We start from the raw sequence: 16,675 nt of genomic DNA, 5'->3' as shown, positions 1-16,675 counted from the left end.
GGGCCTTCGCCCGTTCCCAGGATGACCACACCATGAAAAAGACTTCCCTGTTCCTGCTCGCCCTGATGCCTGCGCTGGCGCTCGCCCAGCAGGCCCAGCCCGCCGCCGCTCCGGCCGCCGTCGCCGCAGCCGGCGAAGTGGCGCCCAACGCGGACGACGCCAGCCGCCTGGTCGGCCTGCAGGGTGCGCTCAACGCCCGTGACCTGGGCGGCCTGAAGGGCACCCATGGCGCCGTGCCGTCGGATCGCTTCATCCGCACAGCCGACCTTTCCCGCCTCACCGATGCCGACAAGGCCACGCTAGCCAAGCGCGGCGTGGCGCTGGACATCGACCTGCGCACCACCGACGAGGCCACCAAGGCCCCCGACGCGCTGGCCAACGATCCGCGCTTCAAGTACGTGCGCATCTCGCTGATGGGCGACAAGCCACTGGACATGTCGCACATGCCGGGCTCGCTGGGCGTGCTGTACGCCAAGGCGCTGGACGAGGACCAGGCCCAGTTCAAGCAGGTGTTCGAGGCGATGGCCGCGCAGAAGGATGGCGCCGTGCTGTACCACTGCAGCGCCGGCAAGGACCGCACCGGCATGATCTCGGCGCTGCTGCTCTCGCTGGCCGGCGTGAAGCGCGATGACATCGTGCACAACTACGCCATCTCCGCGTATTACCTGAAGCCGATGATGTCCGCGCCGCAGACGGCGGCCATGCTCAAGCAGAACCCGGCGCTGGCGCCGCTGATGGGCACGCCGCCGGAAGCCATGGCGCAGTTCCTCGACGCGCTCCAGAAGCAGTACGGCGGCGCCCAGGCCTACCTGCGCAAGATCGGCGTGAGCGACAGCGACGTGCAGGTGCTGGTGACCCGCCTGGGCCAGCCGCAGGTGGCGGTGGCGAAGTAAGCCAGGCCCGTTCGACGCTTTCCCCGAGGCGCCTGTCCAGCGTGGCAGGCGCCTTTTTTGTCGGGCAATGAACGCTGCGCGCAAGTACTCACGCTGGCTTGACGCGTGCTCGCGGAATCTCTGCTTCGAACGAACCTGTTGACTGCGCTTTGCGCATCTACCCAAGGCAAAGCCATCCGCCGTCCGGCATTCCTGGTGAAACCTCCTGGGAGCGCATGATGAAAAAGACCGTATGGATCGTGGTGGCCAACCGCGCCGTTGCGCGTCTGTTCAAGGCCGACCAGCCGACCGGGCCACTGCAGGAGCTGGATGCCTTCATCCACCCCGAGGGGCGCCTGCAGGAACACGACCTGGTGTCGGATCGCGCGGGCCATGGGTGCGAACGGTTCGGCCAGGGCGGCTACGCCGAAGACCAGGACACCTCGGTGGTCGCCCACGAGACAGCGAACTTCGCACTGGAACTTGGCCGCTTCCTGCAGAAGGCGAGGGCGGCCGGGCGCTTCGACGCGTTGGTGCTGATTGCGGCGCCGGCGTTCCTCGGCGCCATGCGCGAACGGCTGGATGTACCCACCCGCGAACGCGTGATGCTGGAGGTGGACAAGAACCTCGTGCACCTCGACGCCGCGTCGGTGCGCGGTTACCTGCCAGAACGGCTGTATTCGGCGTTGGCCTGATCCGGCGTGGTGCCGAACGATTAAACCGGCGGCTTGGCGATCAGGCCTGATGCCATTGCATGCACGCGGCGGGCGAAGGACAAACCCGTTGAGAATCGAGCCTGGGCTTCCACTTCAAGCTGCGCATCGCCCTTGGCCAGTTGGATCTCGGTCATCAGTGTGTTGTAAATGTCCACGATGGAACTTTGGTAGGCATCGTCGATGGCGTTCTGGTCGTCCATAAGCGTTCCCTGAAGAAGTGTGCGTGCCGGGGATGGGGCGTCGCACGATTCGAGCGGACATGCCGAGTGAATGCAAGGCATGGTTACGATGCGCCCCGGGGGCGCTGCATGCGTTTCCCGGTGCATCAGCGTAAGCGCTCGCTGAGCGCAAGTTGCAGAAGCCTGGGTGCACGCTGACCACATCCGAAAAGCTCACGTTAGGCTGAGCCGTCGCTGCGCAACCTCACCGTGGACATTGCCACTACAGGAGGCTTGCCATGACGATGCGTCTGTTTCCCTGCTGATCGGACTGTCGACTGCCGGCCTTGCCTTCGCGCAGGGCATGTCGAATACCGGGCGATCGACGACGAGTGCCACGCAGGCCACCGTCGCGAGATGGATGTTCGTATCACCATCGGGTGCGCTGACCGAAGATGCGATCAAGACTTCGGTCGCCAACGCCAAGGTTGGCCACGTGAAGTTCGATGCGGGCCGGTGGAGCAACAATGCCAGGACGGCGCCCGGCAACGATGTCGCGGTGCTGGTGGACCCCAACGACGGCAGCGTTGCGTGACTGATCAGCGGCAAGGCCGATGCGAGGGTAGTCCGACGCTCGGATACAGGGCACCGCATGGACAGGCAGGAAAGAAAAAGGGCTTTGCATCGCTGCAAAGCCCTTTTGATGCATGGTGGCCGGGGACGGAATCGAACCGCCGACACGGGGATTTTCAATCCCCTGCTCTACCAACTGAGCTACCCGGCCAGAATGGCTACGCGCATCGAAGATGCCGCGTGGAGCCGTGCATTAAATCGGAAGTGGGACGCGGCGTCAAGACTCCGGGTCGGGGGCGACGTAGCCTTCGGGCTGTTTGACGTCGCCGCCGAACAGGAATTTCTCCATTTCCCCGCTCAGGAACTGGCGCGACTTCGGGTCCAACGGGTTGAGGCGGTACTCGTTGAGCAGCATGGTCTGGTGGGCCAGCCATTGCTGCCAGGCCTGCTTGGAAATCTCGGCGTAGATGCGCTGGCCGAGTGGGCCGGGCCAAGGGGCGAAGTCGAGGCCTTCGGCGTCGAGGCCGAGCTTGGCGCAGTGGACGATACGACTCATGCGATACGGCTCATGTAGGGGCTCAAAGATCCTGCAGCAGGCTGCGCACGGGCGCAGGCAGGCCGAGGGCGGCACGCTCGCCGGCATCGCACCAGCGCAGGCTCGCATTATCGGCGATACGCCGGTGCGCTGTCGCCTCGTCGAACAGCAGCGGCTCCACCTTGAGGCGATAGTGGCTGAACACGTGAACGAAAGCGGGCAGGGCTTGCGCGTCGTCGATCTTTGCAAAGGCCTGCGCCGCGCGCCATGCGCCGTCGTGGTCGCTGGCCTCGGGCAGGCTCCACAGGCCGGACCACACGCCTTGCGGGCCGCGCCGTTCCAGCAGCACGCGACCGCGCGCGTCGCGCAGGATCAGCATCACCGTATCGCGCGTCGGCACGGCCTTGCTGGGCTTGGGGCTGGGTAGCTGTGCGGTGAGTCCGTCGCGCCTGGCCACGCAACCTGTGGCGAGCGGGCAGGTGCCACATTGCGGACGCGAGCGCACGCACAGCGTGGCGCCCAGGTCCATGATGGCCTGCGTGTAGTCGGCAGTGCGCGTGGTGGGCGTGAACGCCTCGGCGTGCTGCCACAGCTGTTTCTCGATCGCACTCTGGCCGGGATGGCCATGGATGCCGAGATAGCGGGTGAGCACCCGCTTGACGTTGCCGTCGAGGATGGCGAAGCGCAGGCCATGCGCCTGCGCGAGGATGGCGCCGGCGGTTGAGCGGCCGATGCCGGGTAGTGCTGCCAGTGCATCGAATTCGCGTGGCAATTCGCCGCCATGCTCGGACACGCAGATCTGCGCGGCGCGCTGCAGGAAGCGGGCGCGGCGGTAGTAGCCCAGGCCCGACCACAGCGCGAGCACGGTGTCTTCGTCCGCGTCTGCCAGGTCGCGCAGCGTCGGCAGCGCAGCGACGAAGCGCTGGAAATACGGGATCACCGTGGCGACCTGCGTCTGCTGCAGCATCACCTCCGACAGCCACACGCGATAGGCGTCGCGTGGATGTTGCCAGGGCAGGTCCTTGCGGCCGTGTTCGTCGAACCAGGCCAGCAATGCAGGGGCGAAAGGCTTCATGGCGTCTTGCGTGTCGCTGCCGGTTTGGCAGGCACCGTCCTAGCCGGCGTTGCCGCGGGCGCAGGCGCCGTGCTGGCCGGTGCCGGTACTGCCGTGCCAGCCTGGATGGTCAGGCCCTCGACCTTGATGTCGCCGGTGTCGATGCTGGCGATTTCCGCATGGCCGTTGCCCGGTGGCACGGCCAGCTTGGGACCGTCATCGTGATCCAGTTGCGACCACCAGTTCGCCAGCGCCAGCGGCGGTAGCTGCAGGTCGGCGTGGTTGTCGGGGCCGTCGAGCTTGAGCGCAAACATGAGCGGATCGTTCTCGTCGGCGGGGATCAGTGCTATCGAGGTGACGTATTCACCGGTGGCGGCGTGGTCGAGCTTGCCCGAAAGGCTGGCCGTCGCATCGGCCGCACCGCGCCAGCGTGCGTTGCCGGTGAGCTCCAGCGTGAGCGTGGTGCTGTGCGCGAGATGCAGGGCGATATTGTCCAGTTGCAGCGCGCCGGCGCGGATGCGCGGCGTGAGCGATAGCCGCAACTGCATCGGCGTGCCCTGCGGATCCTTGGCCGCGATGTTGAGCACAAAGGCATGGTCGGAGGCGAGCCGTCCCGCATCCAGCGAGACGTCGCCCAGCAGCATCTGGTTGCCGCGCACCAGGCTGCCGCGGGTGACGTGGATGCCCGCGTCGATGCGCGGGATCGCGCTGGGCGGCGAGGCCGGTCCGGTCGGCAGGTCATCCAGCCAGGACTGCAGTGCGTCCAGATCCACGCGCGGCGAATCGATCTGCATCTGCGAGATCACCGTTTCGCCGCGAAACAGCGTGCGCCACGGCAGCGCCAGCGTGCCGCGGGCTGCCAGCAGGATCGGCATGTTGGCGTTCTGCGCGCTGAGCGTGATGCCTTCGAGCTCCAGCGCGGGACGCGGGAACAGCGCTGGCGTGGCGGGGCTGGCCAGGCTCAGCTCGAGGCCGGCGTTGCGGGCCTGGGTCTGCAGCATGGCGGTGATGCGCTCGGGCTGCAGCAGTACGTGCACGGCAATCAGCGCGGCGGCCACCAGCACCAGCATGCTGCTGCTGGCGATGATCAGGCTGAGTCGGAGCCAGCGCGGCACCGGGCGGCGCTCCTCAGCCCTGTCCCAGACTGGCGGGGAGGAGGCCGTCGACATAGGCCTCGGCATCGAACACGCGCAGGTCGGTGGCGGTTTCGCCCAGGCCCACGTAGCGGATCGGCAGGCCGAACTCGCGGGCCAGCGCGAACACCACGCCGCCCTTGGCGGTGCCGTCCAGCTTGGTCACCACCAGGCCGGTCACGCCCACGATCTGGCGGAACTGGCGTACCTGGCTCACCGCGTTCTGGCCGGTGGTGCCGTCGATCACCATCAGTACCTCGTGCGGGGATTCGGCGTCGATCTTCTTGAGCACACGGGCGATCTTGCCCAGCTCGTCCATCAATCCACCCTGGGTGTGCAGGCGTCCCGCGGTGTCGGCGATCAGCACGTCGGCGCCGCGCGAGCGGGCGGCCTGCAGCGCATCGAAGATCACGCTGGCAGCGTCGGCATCCTGGCCCTGCGAGATCACCGGCACGTTGTTGCGCGTCCCCCAGGTCTTGAGCTGCTCCACCGCGGCTGCACGAAAGGTATCGCCCGCGGCCAGCAGCACCTGGTGGCCATCATCACGGTAGCGACGGGCAAGTTTGCCGATGGTGGTGGTCTTGCCGACGCCGTTGATGCCTACGGTGAGGATCACATAAGGCTTGTGTCCATCGACCACGAGCGGCTGCTCCACCGGGCGCAGCATGGCCACCAGCGACTGGCGCAGGGCGGCCAGCAGGGCGCCGGCATCGACGAATTCGCGCTTGTGCATGCGCTTGCGCAGATCCTCGACCAGGGTGGTGCTGGCCTCGATGCCCACGTCGGCGGTGATCAGCGTGGTTTCCAGCTCGTCCAGCAGCTCGTCATCGAGCTTGGGATGACGGGTGAACAGTGAACTCAGGCCGCGCGCAAACGAGCTGCCCGACAGGCGTTCGCGCCAGCTGCGCTTGGCCGGCGGTGCGGCCTCGGCGATGGCGGTGCGCTCAAAAGCTTCGTCCTCGACCGGGGCTTCCGGTGGCGGAGGGGTTTCGGCCAGCGCCTCGTCGAGCGCGGGACTGGCGTGGTCCAGCGAGGCGGCATCCGTGTCGTGGGCAAACCCGCTGGACGGGGCTGGCTCGGCCGCAGGTGCGGCGGGCTGGCCCGGAGGCGTCTCGACGGGTTTCTTCTTCCAGAACTTGAGCATTGCGGCGGCGATTCAAAGACAATGGGCGGCATGCTAGCCCCCCCACCCGTACTGACTGCTGAGTCATGGCCCCTGTGAAGGGGGGCTCAGGGCGCATCCGCATCATAGGCGGCCAGTTGCGCAATTCCCGTCTCGAGGTGCCGGAGCTGCCGGGCCTGCGCCCGACGCCCGAACGCGTGCGCGAGACCCTGTTCAATTGGCTGGCTCCGGTCATCGGCGGGGCGCGTGCCCTGGACCTGTGCGCGGGCACCGGGGCACTGGGCATCGAGGCGCTGTCGCGCGGTGCGTCCAGTGTGCAGTTCGTGGAGCGCGACAGCCGGGCCGCCCAGGCCCTGCGGGACAATCTCGCGCGCTTGAAGGTGGGCGGGGGAAACGTGGCGAGCACTGACGCGCTGGCCTATCTGCAGGGGGCGCCGACCCCGTTCGGTCTGGTGTTCCTCGATCCGCCGTTTGCACTGGACCTGTGGAGCCCCCTGGCGCAGCGGTTGGAGCAGGGTGGCTGGCTGACGCCGGGGGCGTGGATCTACGTGGAATCTTCCCGCGCCGCAGCCCCCGTTCTGCCCATGGCCTGGGTGCTGCACCGCGAAGGCACGGCCGGTGAAGTGCGCTATGCACTGTACCGTCGGACAGCGGAGCCAGCCTGACGGTGGCGTATGTTTTCCCGCGCCGCGGCGGACTAGGCGGAGGCCCCGAACGGGCCTAAGCTAGCCGCCCCTGTCCCCCCAGTGGTTCGCCTCGTGAACAAGCCGCCGGTCAACAACCGCCTCGCCGTCTACCCGGGCACGTTCGATCCCATCACCAACGGTCACGCGGACCTGGTGGCGCGCGCCGCGCCGCTGTTCGACCGGATCATCGTGGCCGTGGCCGAGAGCCCCAACAAGGGCAAGGGGCCGGGGTTCAGCCTCAATGAGCGCATCGCCCTGGCGCGGCTCGCGTTGGCCGACCTCAAGAACGTGGAGGTGCGTGGCTTCGATGGCTTGCTGGCGCATTTCGTCGAGTCCGTGGGCGCCCGCGTGATCATCCGCGGGCTGCGCGCGGTATCCGACTTCGAGTACGAATTCCAGCTGGCCAGCATGAATCGCCACCTGATTCCGCAGGCGGAAACCTTGTTCCTCACGCCGGCCGAGCAGTACAGCTTCATCTCCTCCACCCTGGTGCGCGAGATCGGCCGTCTGGGTGGCGATATCTCGGGCTTCGTGCATCCGGCGGTGCAGCAGGCGATGCGCCAGCGCTGGTATCGGGCCAGCGAAAGCGCAAGGTCCACACAGGACGACGCCGGCGAGGAATGACGCCGCCCGTCCCCGCACGAGCGGGGGCGCCGCAGCGCAGCATCACTGAAGGTGTCGGCCGGCGCTGGCGTCGTGTATCCTCGCGAGCATCCTGCGGACAGGACAGTCACTTGCCGCGGAGCAGGGGTCGGAAAAGGCCGGTATCGCTTGCGCTGCCGCCGCTCGCACTCAGGTTCCCGGGGCCGTCGCACGACGGTGGCATGGTCCAGTCATCCAACGGATCCTTTGCCCCAAGATTCCACCATCCAAGGTGACCCTCATGTACAAGTACGCTCTCCTCGCCGCCATCGCGCTCACCGGCACGCTGTCGATCACCGCCTGCAGCCAGCAGGAAGAAGCCCAGCAGCCGACCGAGCAGGTCCAGGCCGTTTCCAAGCCGACCGATCCGAATGATTCCAAGGCGTGGAACGCCTACCTGGGCCAGATCGTCCAGAAGAACATGCAGGGCATGACGGCTGACCGTCCGTTCCCCTACCTGGTGCCGGCCGGCGAGGGCGATGACGCCAATGCGCTGCGCCAGCGCCAGCTCGAGCAGGTGCAGGACACCGTGGCCCGCGGCGTGCTGCCGGGCAACATGCTGGTGTTTGCCGGTCCGGACTCGGGCAAGACCGCCGATTTCGTGACCGAGGCGTTCAAGGACGCCAAGCCGGGCGCGTTCAAGGACGTGATCGTGCTGGTGATCGGCGATGCCGCCGACAAGGACCGCGTCAGCGCCGTGCTGCAGCCGACCGGCGCCACCGTGCGCTACGTGAACATGTAAGTCCTCGCGTTCACGGCGATATCCGGGCCCGCGGTGCGCAAGCATCGCGGGCTTTTCTTTGGGCCGAGCTTCCCTGCAGGAGCACACCCTGTGCGCGATCGGGTCGAAGCAGGGGCTAGTCGTGGGACGCGAAATCCGGCCAGCCGGGGCCTGCCTTCGGGCCACGAGGGACGCGTGGGCTCGCGCCCTCGCTACTTGTCCCTCGCGCCTTGGTGTTCCGCTTCGCAGCTTTTTCGCGCACAGGGTGCGCTCCTGCAGGTGCGGGATGGCTGGGGTGAGGGGATCTTGCGACGCAACAGAGGTGCCCAGGATGTAAACTGCGCGGATGTCCCTGAAAATCCTCGACACCTGCGTCAATTGCGACGTCTGCGAACCGGTTTGCCCAAACAAGGCCATCTCGCTGGGCGAGGAGTATTACGTGATCGAACCGTCGCTGTGCACCGAATGCATCGGGCACTACGACCAGCCGCAATGCGTGGAGGTCTGTCCGGTCGAGTGCATCATCATCGACCCGGAGCGCACCGAGACGCATGACCAGCTCGAACTGAAGTACCAACACCTGATGGCTGCAAAGGACGACGCATGACGTTTTCGTTGAACTGGCGCGTGGCGCTGCTGGGTTTTGTGTTTTTCACCAGCGTCGCGTTTGCCGCCGATACTCGCCCATCCGCCCCCGTCAGTTCGCCATCGGCCGCGCACGCGCTGGCGCAGCGCCCCGGTCATGCCGGCATCGCCAGCGCGAACTTCCATGCCACCGAAGCCGGCCTCGAAGTGCTGGCCAAGGGCGGCAACGCGTTTGACGCGGCGATCGCGGTGGCCTCTACCTTGTCGGTGGTCGAGCCCGAGAGCTCCGGCATCGGCGGCGGCTTCATGGCCGTGCTGCATCGTGCGGATGGGCGCGAGGTGTTCATCGACGCGCGCGAAACCGCGCCGGCCGCGGTGAATCCCAAGGACTACCTGGACAAGGATGGCGAGCCGAACCGAGACAATGCGCTCAACGGGCCGCTTTCCGCCGGCATTCCCGGCGAGCCGGCCGGCATCGCCTGGCTGGCCGAGCACTACGGCAAGCTGCCGCTGAAGGACTCGCTGGCTCCTGCGATCCGCATCGCCCGTGACGGCTTCGAGCCGGATGGCCGCCTGGTCAACGCCATCGCCGAGCGCGAGAAGGACATCCGTCGCTGGCCGGCTTCGGTGGCCAAGTACCTGCCGGACGACAAGCCGCCGGTGCAGGGCCAGCTGTGGCGCGATCCCGACCAGGCGCGCACGCTGGAGCTGCTGGCCGAGCGCGGCCGTGACGGCTTCTACAAGGGCGAGGTCGCCGGCAAGCTGGTCAACGCGGTGCGCGCGGCCGGTGGCAACTGGACCGCCAAGGACCTGGAAAGCTACCAGGTGAAGGAGCGCACGCCGATCGTGGTGGATTACCGCGGCTATCGCGTGGTGACCGCGCCGCCGGCCTCGTCGGGTGGCGTGGCCGTGGCCGAAATCCTCAATATCCTGTCTGGCTACGACCTTACCAAGCTGGACGAGGCGCACCGCACCCATCTGGTCATCGAGGCGATGCGTCGCGCGTTCCGCGACCACAACGACTACCTCGGCGATCCCGACTTCGTGAAGATGCCGCTGGACATGCTGCTGTCGCCGTACTATGCGGCCGGCCTGCGCATGACCATCCTGCCGGACAAGGCCACGCCGTCGTCGATGCTGCCGGCCAGCATCGGTGTCGATCCGGGCATGCACACCACGCATTTCTCGGTGATCGACAAGGACGGCAACATGGCCTCGATCACGCTTACCGTGAACTACACCATGGGCTCCACCTTTGTCGCCGCCGGCACCGGCGTGCTGCTCAACGACGAGATGGACGACTTCGCGCTGGTGCCCAACAAGCCCAACGTCTACGGCCTGCTGGGCAGCGCCGCCAACGCGCCGGCCCCGGGCAAGCGCATGCTGTCGTCGATGACGCCGAGCATCGTGTTCGGCCCCGATCGCGTCGGCGTGATCGGCTCGCCGGGCGGCTCCACCATCATCACCCAGGTGCTGGAGGGCATCCTCGCCTTCATCGACGGCAAGGATGCGCAGGGCATCGTGGCCCAGAAGCGCTTCCACCATCAGTACATGCCGGACCGCGTGGATGTGGAACCGGGCGCCTTCGATCCGGCTACGGCCGATGCGCTGACCCGGATGGGCCATACGCTGAAGGATCGCAGCCCCTGGGGTTTCATGAACGTGGTGACCTGGGACATCCGCTCCAACAAGCTCGATGCGGCCAGCGACCCGCGCCGGGAGTCGGGCCTGGGCAAGGTGCAGTAAGCATGGAACTGTGGTCGCTTGCCGGCAATTCACAGCAGCTCGATGGGGGCGCCATGTTCGGCAACGCGCCGAGGGCGCTGTGGTCGCGCTGGATCCAGCCCGACGCGGAGAACCGCATTCCGCTCGCCTGCCGCTGCCTGCTGGTGAAGGACCTGGATGGCCGCAACGTGTTGTTCGAGACCGGCATTGGTGCCTTCTTCGAGCCCGCGCTGCGCGAACGCTACGGCGTGGTGGAAGATCGCCACGTATTGCTGGATTCGCTGGCCGCGGCCGGGCTCGGCCATGAGGACATCGATGCGGTGGTGCTTTCGCACCTGCACTTCGACCACGCCGGCGGCCTGCTCGCCGCGTGGGAGGAGGGACAACCGCCGCGGCTGCTGTTCCCGAACGCCACCGTCCTGGTCGGTGCCGAACACTGGCGCCGCGCATTGAAGCCCCACCCGCGCGACCGCGCCTCGTTCGTGCCGGAGTTGCAGTCGCTGCTGGAGTCCAGCGGTCGGCTGGAGCTGGTCGACGGCAAACATTCGCGGGCGCTGGGCGAGTCGGTGCGCTTCAGTTTTTCCGATGGCCACACCCCCGGCCTTATGCTGGCGGAAGTGGGCGGGGTGGTGTTCTGCTCCGACTTGATCCCGGGGCGCTTCTGGGTGCACCTGCCGATCACCATGGGCTACGACCGCTACCCTGAGAAGCTGATCGAGGAGAAGCGTGCGTTCCTGGAGGACAAGTTCGCCCGTGGCGTGAGGCTGTTCTTTACGCACGACCATGATTGCGCGGTGGCGCGCGTGGTGCAGGATGATCGTGGCCGCTACGGTACGGCCGACGAGCAGCACGAACTGCGGGGTTAGACCTGACATGGCCGGTCGACAGGGGAGGAAGACCGATATGCAGCAGTGGTTGCGACGGGCGCTGGGTGCCCTGTTGTTGCTGGGCGGCGCGGGCCTGGTGGCGATGACCGAGCAGGGCATGCTCGACCATCGCAATGCTTCACTCCGCCACGGCGGGCAGATCCTCGACCTGGGCGACAGCGGGGGGCCGCAGGCCGGACAGCACGGTTACCTGGTGCGCGTCTCCGGCGAAGTGCACGTGGTCGAGTCGCCTTACGATCCCGAGTTTGGCCAGCATGCCTCGGTGCCCGTGCTGATCCGTCGCGTGGAGATGTTCCAGTGGCGCGAGATCCGGGTGGGCGGCGATGTGCATTACGAGCTCGACTGGGTCGATCGCCCGATCGATTCGAGCCGCTTCCAGCAGCCCTCCGGCCATGCCAATCCGGACCGCTTCCCGATCCAGGGCAAGCAGTTCGATGCAGGCCAGGTGCGCGTGGGCGGCTATGCGCTGTCGCCCACGCTGCTGCATGCGCTGCCGGGCAACGATTCGCTGGCGCCTGACCCGAAGTCGTTGCCGCCCAATCTGGCGGCGAGCTTCAGCCTGCACGACAACTACTTCACCACCAGCGCGCATCCGGAGCAGCCGCGTCTGGGCGACCTGCGGGTGAGCTGGGAAACGGTGCCGGTGCAGGAGGTCACGGTGTTCGCCCAGATCGACGGTGACCAACTGGTGCCCGCGGTGCATGCGGCGGATGGCAAGGGCTTCGACGTCCAGGTGGGTGACCGCTCCCTGGTCGATGTGGCGCCGGATGTCCCCGCGCCGCCCGCGTTCGTGTGGCCGCGCCGCATCGGCGCGCTGCTGCTGGCGATGTTCGGCGCGCTGCTGCTGTTGCCCGAGCGCAGGCACAGCTGGCGCGACCTGGTACTGGCAGCAGGGACTGGCTCGCTGCTGGTGGGGGCGGTAGCCAGCGTGCTGTGGCTGGGTACCGACATGGGCACGGGCGGCTGCTGGTTCCTGGTGGCCTTGGTGGGCCTGGGTCTGGCGGTCTGGCGGATTCGCGCCGGCGCGGACTGAACGCCCGGTCCGGCGCGTGGCCTCAGTTCGGCCGCTGGTCCGCGTAGGCGTAGACGTGGTCGGCCCACTGGGTGGCTTCGAGGTAGATGGCCGCCATGCGGCGGATCACCTGCGGCTGCACCTCGCCGCCACGGAGGTCGCCGGCCTCCCAGGCGCGGATCTGCTCCAGCAACGGCGCGAACGGCCCCTTGTTTTCCAGTAGCGCGCCGCTGATCTCGCGCGCCAGCGGCAAGTGCCACAACACGAAGTCCATCGGCGCTTCCATCAGGGTGTCGAGCAGCGAGAACAGGCCGGCGGTAAAGGCCATCTCGCGCTGCTCCGGCGGCATGTGCTGGGCCAGCTTCTCGCACATGTGGGCGCGGATCAGGGCGGCGCGCAGCAGTTCCGGCGGACGATCGCCCATGCCGCTGAGGGCCATGGTGTAGATCCAGTTGCGCATGCGGCTGACGCCGAAGAAGATCGCGGCCTGCTGCACCGACTTCAGCTGGCGAGGCAGGGCGAAGTAGGCGGAGTTCACGCAGCCCAGCAGCTTGTAGCTGAGGATGGCGTCGTCGCGCACGATCTGGCCGAGTTCGACCGGGCCCGGGTTGCCTTCCTGCAGGGCGCGCATCAGGCGCAGCAGGCTCAGGCGGTTGGCGGTGAGCACCGGCACTTCAACCGGCTCAGGCTTGAGCAGGAACTGGCCCTGGATGGCCTGCAGCGGCAGTTCTTCGCAGCGGTGATAGGTGGCGTGATCGTCCACATGGCCGGCCACGACGTGGATGCCGCGTGCGTGCAGATATTCACTGCGTGAACGCAGCGTGGCGGGTTCGAGCTTGCCAGCATCCAGCCGCACGAACTGCACGACCTTGAGCAGCGGCTCCACCGCCGCGTTGAACTCGAGTGCGGTATCGCCCGCATCGAGCATCAGCGGGCAGCCGCGCTGCGCCATGCGCGCAAGGCGATCCATCAGCGCCGCATCGGTGGCTGCGTCGGGCTCGAGCAGCACGCCAAAGCGCGGCTGGTGCTGCAGCACGTCGGTTTCTTCCATCAACAGGTCGCGGGTGAGCCGCAGGAAGGTGCGGTTGCCGCGTACCAGGCGTGCAAGCGCGCCGTCGGTGATGGTGGCCAGCGCACGCCGCATCAGCGCGGCTTCGTCCTCCTCCTCGTTCTGGAAGACGATTTCGTAAGCGAACAGTTCGCGCTTGGTGTCCAGCATCGGAAGCCGGATCACCGGCAGCGGCTGCTCGTTGCCAGACGCTTCGGGGGCGGAGGAAATGGCCGCGGCTTCGCTCATGGTCGTTCGACGTGGTGGCAGTAGGGGGAGGGGACAGCGGTGGTCCGCGTGAGGCGGGTCGGTTTCAGGCCTCGGCCAGGCTCTGCGAGCGCAGGCTCGTGCGCAGGTCACCCGCGCGGCCGTACACGCTTGCCTCGAGCTCGTTGCCGGTGAGCACTGCCAGCGCCTTGCGCACCTGCTGCAGACGGATCCCGACCAGGGTGCCGTTGCGCTGGTTGAGCTGCTGGCAGGCGCGTAGCGATTGCAGGACCTGCTGCCATACCGGCGCCAGCGCGCGGGTCGCCTCGGGGGCGCTGCGGCTCAGCTGGACGCGTTCACTGTCGAGTTGCTCCAGGCGCACCATCAGGGCGTGCTTGCTGGCCCCTGCGCGGTTGAGCCCGTCGACGTCGGCGGTTTCCAGAGCGGTGCGCTCGTCCTGCAGCGCGTCCGCCAGTTGATCCACCGCAAGCCGCATCTCTTCGACCGCGGCCGTCAAGGCATGGTCCAGTTCGGCTTGCAGCGCGTGATTCATGACTTACCGTTCAGCTGGCTGTCCAGCGACATCATGCGGTCGGCGATGCGGCTGGGGTTGATCTGGTAGGTGCCGTTGGCCAGGGCCTGGCGCACCTGTTCCACCTTCTGGGTGTCCACGGTCGCTCCGGTGCCGGTGCGGGATGCTTCCTGCAGTGCGCGCGCCGAATCGGTCAGCTGGACGCGGTCGTTGGCGCCGCTGACGCTGCCCGTGGCATCGCTGGTGGTCGACCCGGCGGTGCCCTGGGTGCTGCTGCCCTGGCCGCTGGGCGGCTGGGGAAGCTTGGGCAAGCCGTTGTTTGAAATGGTGGTCGTCATGGGGTCCGTTCTCTGATGCGGTTTTGGCCCTGTTGCCAACAGGATCGGCCGGGTGGCCGCAAACTTTAGTGTTCCGTACTAGGGCAGGGCGAGTACTTCGCCCGGTCCGGTGACCATGGCGTCCACGACCTTGCCCGAGCTGCCGTTGCGCACGCGCAACCGCGAGCCGCTGTCGCCGCTGCCCAGCGCAATACCGCTGGCGCGTACTTCGATGCCATCCAGCCTTGATAGCAGCTGGACCTGATCACCGGCTTTCACTGCCGAGCGCCCCCCCAGGGCCGCCGGGGTGAGCACGCTGCCGGCGCCCAGGGCGCGGGAGAGTACGCGGCCGTCCACCTCGCCCAGGTCGTTCACATAGCCGTAGCCCAGCCGGGTGATGTCGCGTTCTTCGCTGCGCACGTCGTCCGGGCGCACGCCGTCGCCGCGTTGCAGCGGGTGGGTGAGCACCAGCACCTGCCGGAACACCTGCACCTGCACCGGTACGCGCAGCGTCCAGCCGTCGCTGCCGGGGCAGCGCACGGTGACGTTCATGCGTGGCATCAGGCGCGTGCCGTCCTGCAGGCTGGCGCTGAGCGGCGCCTGGCAGGGGGCCGGCGGTTGGCGCATGTCGAGCTTGGCGGCCTGGGTGACCACGCGACTGCCGTCGGCGGCGTACTGGCCGCGCAACCATTGCTCCGCGGTCGCGCGCGCGGCCTCGGCCGGCTCCGCCGCATGGGCGGGCAGCACGAGGGCAGCGAGCAGCAGGGCGACCAGCGGGCGGTGCGTCATGCGTCGGCCAGCAACAGGTTGAGCTGGGTCAGCAGGGCTTCGCGCTCGCTTTCCAACTGGCTCACCAGCTGGTTGGCCTGGTCGAGCTGGCCGTCGCACAGCAGGGTGGCGAAGGTGTGGCCATGCTCACGCAGGCGCGCGCCGGTAGCGGTCAGCGCCGGCACCGCCGGATGCGCGCCGTGGCGGGAGGCGAGGCGGTCGAGCGAGCGGCTGAGCGTCTGCGTGTCGAACCAGCGGCGGTCGAGCGCCGCCGGCTCCTGCAGGGCCAGCTCCATGGCCTGGCGCAGGCCCTGGGCCGCTTCGCGCACGGTCAGACTCAGGCTGGCCGGGTCGTTGCCGCTCTCGGTCTCCAGCCAGTCCAGCGTGAGGCAGTGCGACAGCAGGGCAGCGCGGCTGACGGCCTCGGCCTGGCGGCTGGTTTCCGCCGCGCGGCGATGCCATGCCCCGAGCGCCGCCTGTGCCGCGACGGCGCGGGCGTGCTGGGCGTCCTGGTTCTTGTGCATGGTGCCGATGCGCTCGTTGATCTGGCGCAGCGCCTCGCCGTTGTCCTGCAGCGAGGTTTCGGTCTGGGTCACGCCGCCCTGCGCGCGCTCCAGGCGCTGCAGGCCTTGCTGCACGTCGCCGTCCAGCTGCAGCGAGAACTCGCCGATGGAGCCGGTGACCTGCTCGATCTCGCCGGTGGCCTGGCTGGTCTTCTCGGCCAGCTGCTTCACTTCGTCGGCGACCACTGCGAAACCGCGGCCGGCCTCGCCGGCACGTGCCGCCTCGATGGCCGCGTTCAGCGCGACCAGGTTGGTCTGGTGGGCGATCTCCTGCACCACGCCGGTGAGCTTGCGGATCTGCGCCACCTGCTCGGCCAGCTTGCTCTGGTTGCGGTTCATCGCGGACAGCGCCGTGCGCAGCAGGCGCAGCTGGCCGTCCAGTTCGCTCACGCTGCGCTCGCTGGCTTCGCCGGTCTGGCGGGCATAGTCGAGGCCGGTGGCGATCTGCTGCAGGGACGTCGAGATTCCGGCGCTGCCGTCCGTCAAGCGGCCGACGCTGTCACGGTTTTCCTCCGCCGTCTGCAGCATGGCCGCCTGTTCGCGGGCCAGCTGCTGGGCGGCACTGAGCACCAGGCCCTGCTGCTCCAGGGGCTGCAGGGCCACGGCAGCGGGTGCTTGCTGGGCGGCGGGAATGGCCGCCAATAGCGGCGCCAAGGCCTGTGCGGCGCGCGGGTGGCGTGCGGACAGTTGCGTCACCCGCGCCCGGTCGCCCGCCGCGGCGGCGCGCGCAAGCTCGGCAAGGTGCTGGCTCCAGATCAGGCTCATGAGTGGGTGCTTCCTTCGTACAAGGGTCGTTCCCGCATCGGCGGGAGACGTCG

Annotated in this window: 20 protein-coding genes and 1 tRNA gene; 10 read left to right on the top strand and 11 right to left on the bottom strand. The window is 67.9% G+C overall.

The features are described from left to right. Positions 1–32 precede the first annotated feature (32 nt). Complete coding sequence (locus DVU99_RS18310) at positions 33–893, top strand: tyrosine-protein phosphatase (protein ID WP_114241672.1); 861 nt, start codon at positions 33–35, stop codon at positions 891–893. 218 nt (positions 894–1,111) lie between these two features. Then, complete coding sequence (locus DVU99_RS18305) at positions 1,112–1,567, top strand: host attachment protein (RefSeq protein ID WP_157971484.1); 456 nt, start codon at positions 1,112–1,114, stop codon at positions 1,565–1,567. Between the two features lie 20 nt (positions 1,568–1,587). Here the strand turns inward: DVU99_RS18305 and DVU99_RS18300 are convergent, their stop codons facing one another. Then, entirely contained in the window at positions 1,588–1,788 is a 201-nt protein-coding gene (locus DVU99_RS18300; protein WP_114241670.1) for a hypothetical protein, read from the bottom strand. Positions 1,789–2,167: 379 nt separating this feature from the next. Between DVU99_RS18300 and DVU99_RS19845 the strand changes: the two genes are divergently transcribed. After that, positions 2,168–2,341, top strand: a complete 174-nt coding sequence (locus DVU99_RS19845) for a hypothetical protein (RefSeq protein ID WP_157971483.1) — start codon at positions 2,168–2,170, stop codon at positions 2,339–2,341. Positions 2,342–2,454: 113 nt separating this feature from the next. On the opposite strand, the gene DVU99_RS18295 is transcribed toward DVU99_RS19845, so the two are convergent. The 5 genes from DVU99_RS18295 to ftsY form a co-directional block, all read right to left on the bottom strand. Beyond that, positions 2,455–2,530, bottom strand: a tRNA-Phe gene (locus DVU99_RS18295). 66 nt (positions 2,531–2,596) lie between these two features. Further along, a complete protein-coding gene (locus DVU99_RS18290) occupies positions 2,597–2,875 on the bottom strand; it encodes an oxidative damage protection protein (protein ID WP_114241669.1) in 279 nt (92 codons plus the stop codon). A 22-nt stretch (positions 2,876–2,897) separates the two neighbouring features. Continuing rightward, the gene (gene mutY, locus DVU99_RS18285) at positions 2,898–3,929 is read right to left on the bottom strand and encodes an A/G-specific adenine glycosylase (RefSeq protein ID WP_114241668.1); all 1,032 of its coding nucleotides are present in this window, start codon (positions 3,927–3,929) and stop codon (positions 2,898–2,900) included. Next, positions 3,926–5,023 carry an AsmA family protein gene (locus DVU99_RS18280; protein ID WP_232823653.1) on the bottom strand — a complete coding sequence of 366 codons (1,098 nt, stop codon included), beginning with the start codon at positions 5,021–5,023 and terminating at the stop codon, positions 3,926–3,928. Before DVU99_RS18280 ends, mutY begins: the two co-directional genes overlap by 4 nt. A gap of 13 nt (positions 5,024–5,036) precedes the next feature. Next, positions 5,037–6,185 carry a signal recognition particle-docking protein FtsY gene (gene ftsY, locus DVU99_RS18275; RefSeq protein WP_114241666.1) on the bottom strand — a complete coding sequence of 383 codons (1,149 nt, stop codon included), beginning with the start codon at positions 6,183–6,185 and terminating at the stop codon, positions 5,037–5,039. Positions 6,186–6,250: 65 nt separating this feature from the next. Between ftsY and rsmD the strand changes: the two genes are divergently transcribed. From rsmD to DVU99_RS18240, 7 genes are all read left to right on the top strand, one after another. Next, entirely contained in the window at positions 6,251–6,829 is a 579-nt protein-coding gene (gene rsmD / locus DVU99_RS18270) for a 16S rRNA (guanine(966)-N(2))-methyltransferase RsmD (protein ID WP_114241665.1), read from the top strand. Positions 6,830–6,922: 93 nt separating this feature from the next. Next, a complete protein-coding gene (coaD, locus tag DVU99_RS18265) occupies positions 6,923–7,474 on the top strand; it encodes a pantetheine-phosphate adenylyltransferase (protein WP_114241708.1) in 552 nt (183 codons plus the stop codon). Between the two features lie 259 nt (positions 7,475–7,733). Beyond that, a complete protein-coding gene (locus DVU99_RS18260; protein ID WP_114241664.1) occupies positions 7,734–8,234 on the top strand; it encodes a hypothetical protein in 501 nt (166 codons plus the stop codon). Between the two features lie 325 nt (positions 8,235–8,559). Further along, positions 8,560–8,820 (top strand): YfhL family 4Fe-4S dicluster ferredoxin, encoded by a 261-nt coding sequence (locus tag DVU99_RS18255; protein WP_114241663.1) that lies wholly within the window; start codon positions 8,560–8,562, stop codon positions 8,818–8,820. Beyond that, positions 8,817–10,544: a gamma-glutamyltransferase gene (ggt, locus tag DVU99_RS18250; RefSeq protein WP_114241662.1), complete on the top strand. Its 1,728-nt coding sequence runs from the start codon at positions 8,817–8,819 to the stop codon at positions 10,542–10,544. The genes DVU99_RS18255 and ggt overlap by 4 nt, the downstream gene beginning before the upstream one ends. Before the next feature lie 2 nt (positions 10,545–10,546). Then, positions 10,547–11,389: an MBL fold metallo-hydrolase gene (locus tag DVU99_RS18245; RefSeq protein WP_114241661.1), complete on the top strand. Its 843-nt coding sequence runs from the start codon at positions 10,547–10,549 to the stop codon at positions 11,387–11,389. A gap of 37 nt (positions 11,390–11,426) precedes the next feature. Beyond that, on the top strand, positions 11,427–12,443 hold the full coding sequence (locus DVU99_RS18240; RefSeq protein ID WP_114241660.1) for a TMEM43 family protein: 1,017 nt from the start codon (positions 11,427–11,429) through the stop codon (positions 12,441–12,443). 22 nt (positions 12,444–12,465) lie between these two features. Here DVU99_RS18240 and DVU99_RS18235 read toward each other — a convergent pair whose 3' ends face one another. The 5 genes from DVU99_RS18235 to DVU99_RS18215 all read right to left on the bottom strand — a co-directional run bounded on the left by DVU99_RS18235 (position 12,466) and on the right by DVU99_RS18215 (position 16,622). Further along, the gene (locus DVU99_RS18235) at positions 12,466–13,719 is read right to left on the bottom strand and encodes an EAL and HDOD domain-containing protein (protein WP_114241659.1); all 1,254 of its coding nucleotides are present in this window, start codon (positions 13,717–13,719) and stop codon (positions 12,466–12,468) included. 64 nt (positions 13,720–13,783) lie between these two features. Beyond that, complete coding sequence (locus tag DVU99_RS18230; protein WP_114241658.1) at positions 13,784–14,230, bottom strand: flagella synthesis protein FlgN; 447 nt, start codon at positions 14,228–14,230, stop codon at positions 13,784–13,786. Continuing rightward, positions 14,227–14,547 (bottom strand): flagellar biosynthesis anti-sigma factor FlgM, encoded by a 321-nt coding sequence (gene flgM, locus DVU99_RS18225; protein WP_114241657.1) that lies wholly within the window; start codon positions 14,545–14,547, stop codon positions 14,227–14,229. Before flgM ends, DVU99_RS18230 begins: the two co-directional genes overlap by 4 nt. 78 nt (positions 14,548–14,625) lie before the next feature. Further along, positions 14,626–15,315 (bottom strand): flagellar basal body P-ring formation chaperone FlgA, encoded by a 690-nt coding sequence (gene flgA, locus DVU99_RS18220; RefSeq protein WP_114241656.1) that lies wholly within the window; start codon positions 15,313–15,315, stop codon positions 14,626–14,628. After that, complete coding sequence (locus DVU99_RS18215) at positions 15,312–16,622, bottom strand: methyl-accepting chemotaxis protein (protein ID WP_114241655.1); 1,311 nt, start codon at positions 16,620–16,622, stop codon at positions 15,312–15,314. The genes flgA and DVU99_RS18215 overlap by 4 nt, the downstream gene beginning before the upstream one ends. Positions 16,623–16,675: the final 53 nt, after the last annotated feature.

It is taken from the genome of Dyella sp. C9 (genome assembly GCF_003332825.1).
Classification (GTDB): domain Bacteria; phylum Pseudomonadota; class Gammaproteobacteria; order Xanthomonadales; family Rhodanobacteraceae; genus Dyella.
The sequence above is the reverse complement of the archived record's forward strand: the minus strand, read 5'-3'. Positions and strand labels throughout refer to the sequence as shown.

Bases quoted from the DNA above. Each gene is read 5' to 3' on its own strand.
- DVU99_RS18310 (WP_114241672.1), top strand. From the start codon at position 33: ATGAAAAAGACTTCCCTGTTCCTGCTCGCCCTGATGCCTGCGCTGGCG.
- DVU99_RS18305 (WP_157971484.1), top strand. From the start codon at position 1,112: ATGAAAAAGACCGTATGGATCGTGGTGGCCAACCGCGCCGTTGCGCGT.
- DVU99_RS18300 (WP_114241670.1), bottom strand. From the start codon at position 1,788: ATGGACGACCAGAACGCCATCGACGATGCCTACCAAAGTTCCATCGTG.
- DVU99_RS19845 (WP_157971483.1), top strand. From the start codon at position 2,168: ATGTTCGTATCACCATCGGGTGCGCTGACCGAAGATGCGATCAAGACT.
- DVU99_RS18290 (WP_114241669.1), bottom strand. From the start codon at position 2,875: ATGAGTCGTATCGTCCACTGCGCCAAGCTCGGCCTCGACGCCGAAGGC.
- mutY (WP_114241668.1), bottom strand. From the start codon at position 3,929: ATGAAGCCTTTCGCCCCTGCATTGCTGGCCTGGTTCGACGAACACGGC.
- ftsY (WP_114241666.1), bottom strand. From the start codon at position 6,185: ATGCTCAAGTTCTGGAAGAAGAAACCCGTCGAGACGCCTCCGGGCCAG.
- rsmD (WP_114241665.1), top strand. From the start codon at position 6,251: ATGGCCCCTGTGAAGGGGGGCTCAGGGCGCATCCGCATCATAGGCGGC.
- DVU99_RS18260 (WP_114241664.1), top strand. From the start codon at position 7,734: ATGTACAAGTACGCTCTCCTCGCCGCCATCGCGCTCACCGGCACGCTG.
- DVU99_RS18255 (WP_114241663.1), top strand. From the start codon at position 8,560: ATGTCCCTGAAAATCCTCGACACCTGCGTCAATTGCGACGTCTGCGAA.
- ggt (WP_114241662.1), top strand. From the start codon at position 8,817: ATGACGTTTTCGTTGAACTGGCGCGTGGCGCTGCTGGGTTTTGTGTTT.
- DVU99_RS18245 (WP_114241661.1), top strand. From the start codon at position 10,547: ATGGAACTGTGGTCGCTTGCCGGCAATTCACAGCAGCTCGATGGGGGC.
- DVU99_RS18240 (WP_114241660.1), top strand. From the start codon at position 11,427: ATGCAGCAGTGGTTGCGACGGGCGCTGGGTGCCCTGTTGTTGCTGGGC.
- DVU99_RS18235 (WP_114241659.1), bottom strand. From the start codon at position 13,719: ATGAGCGAAGCCGCGGCCATTTCCTCCGCCCCCGAAGCGTCTGGCAAC.
- DVU99_RS18230 (WP_114241658.1), bottom strand. From the start codon at position 14,230: ATGAATCACGCGCTGCAAGCCGAACTGGACCATGCCTTGACGGCCGCG.
- flgM (WP_114241657.1), bottom strand. From the start codon at position 14,547: ATGACGACCACCATTTCAAACAACGGCTTGCCCAAGCTTCCCCAGCCG.
- flgA (WP_114241656.1), bottom strand. From the start codon at position 15,315: ATGACGCACCGCCCGCTGGTCGCCCTGCTGCTCGCTGCCCTCGTGCTG.
- DVU99_RS18215 (WP_114241655.1), bottom strand. From the start codon at position 16,622: ATGAGCCTGATCTGGAGCCAGCACCTTGCCGAGCTTGCGCGCGCCGCC.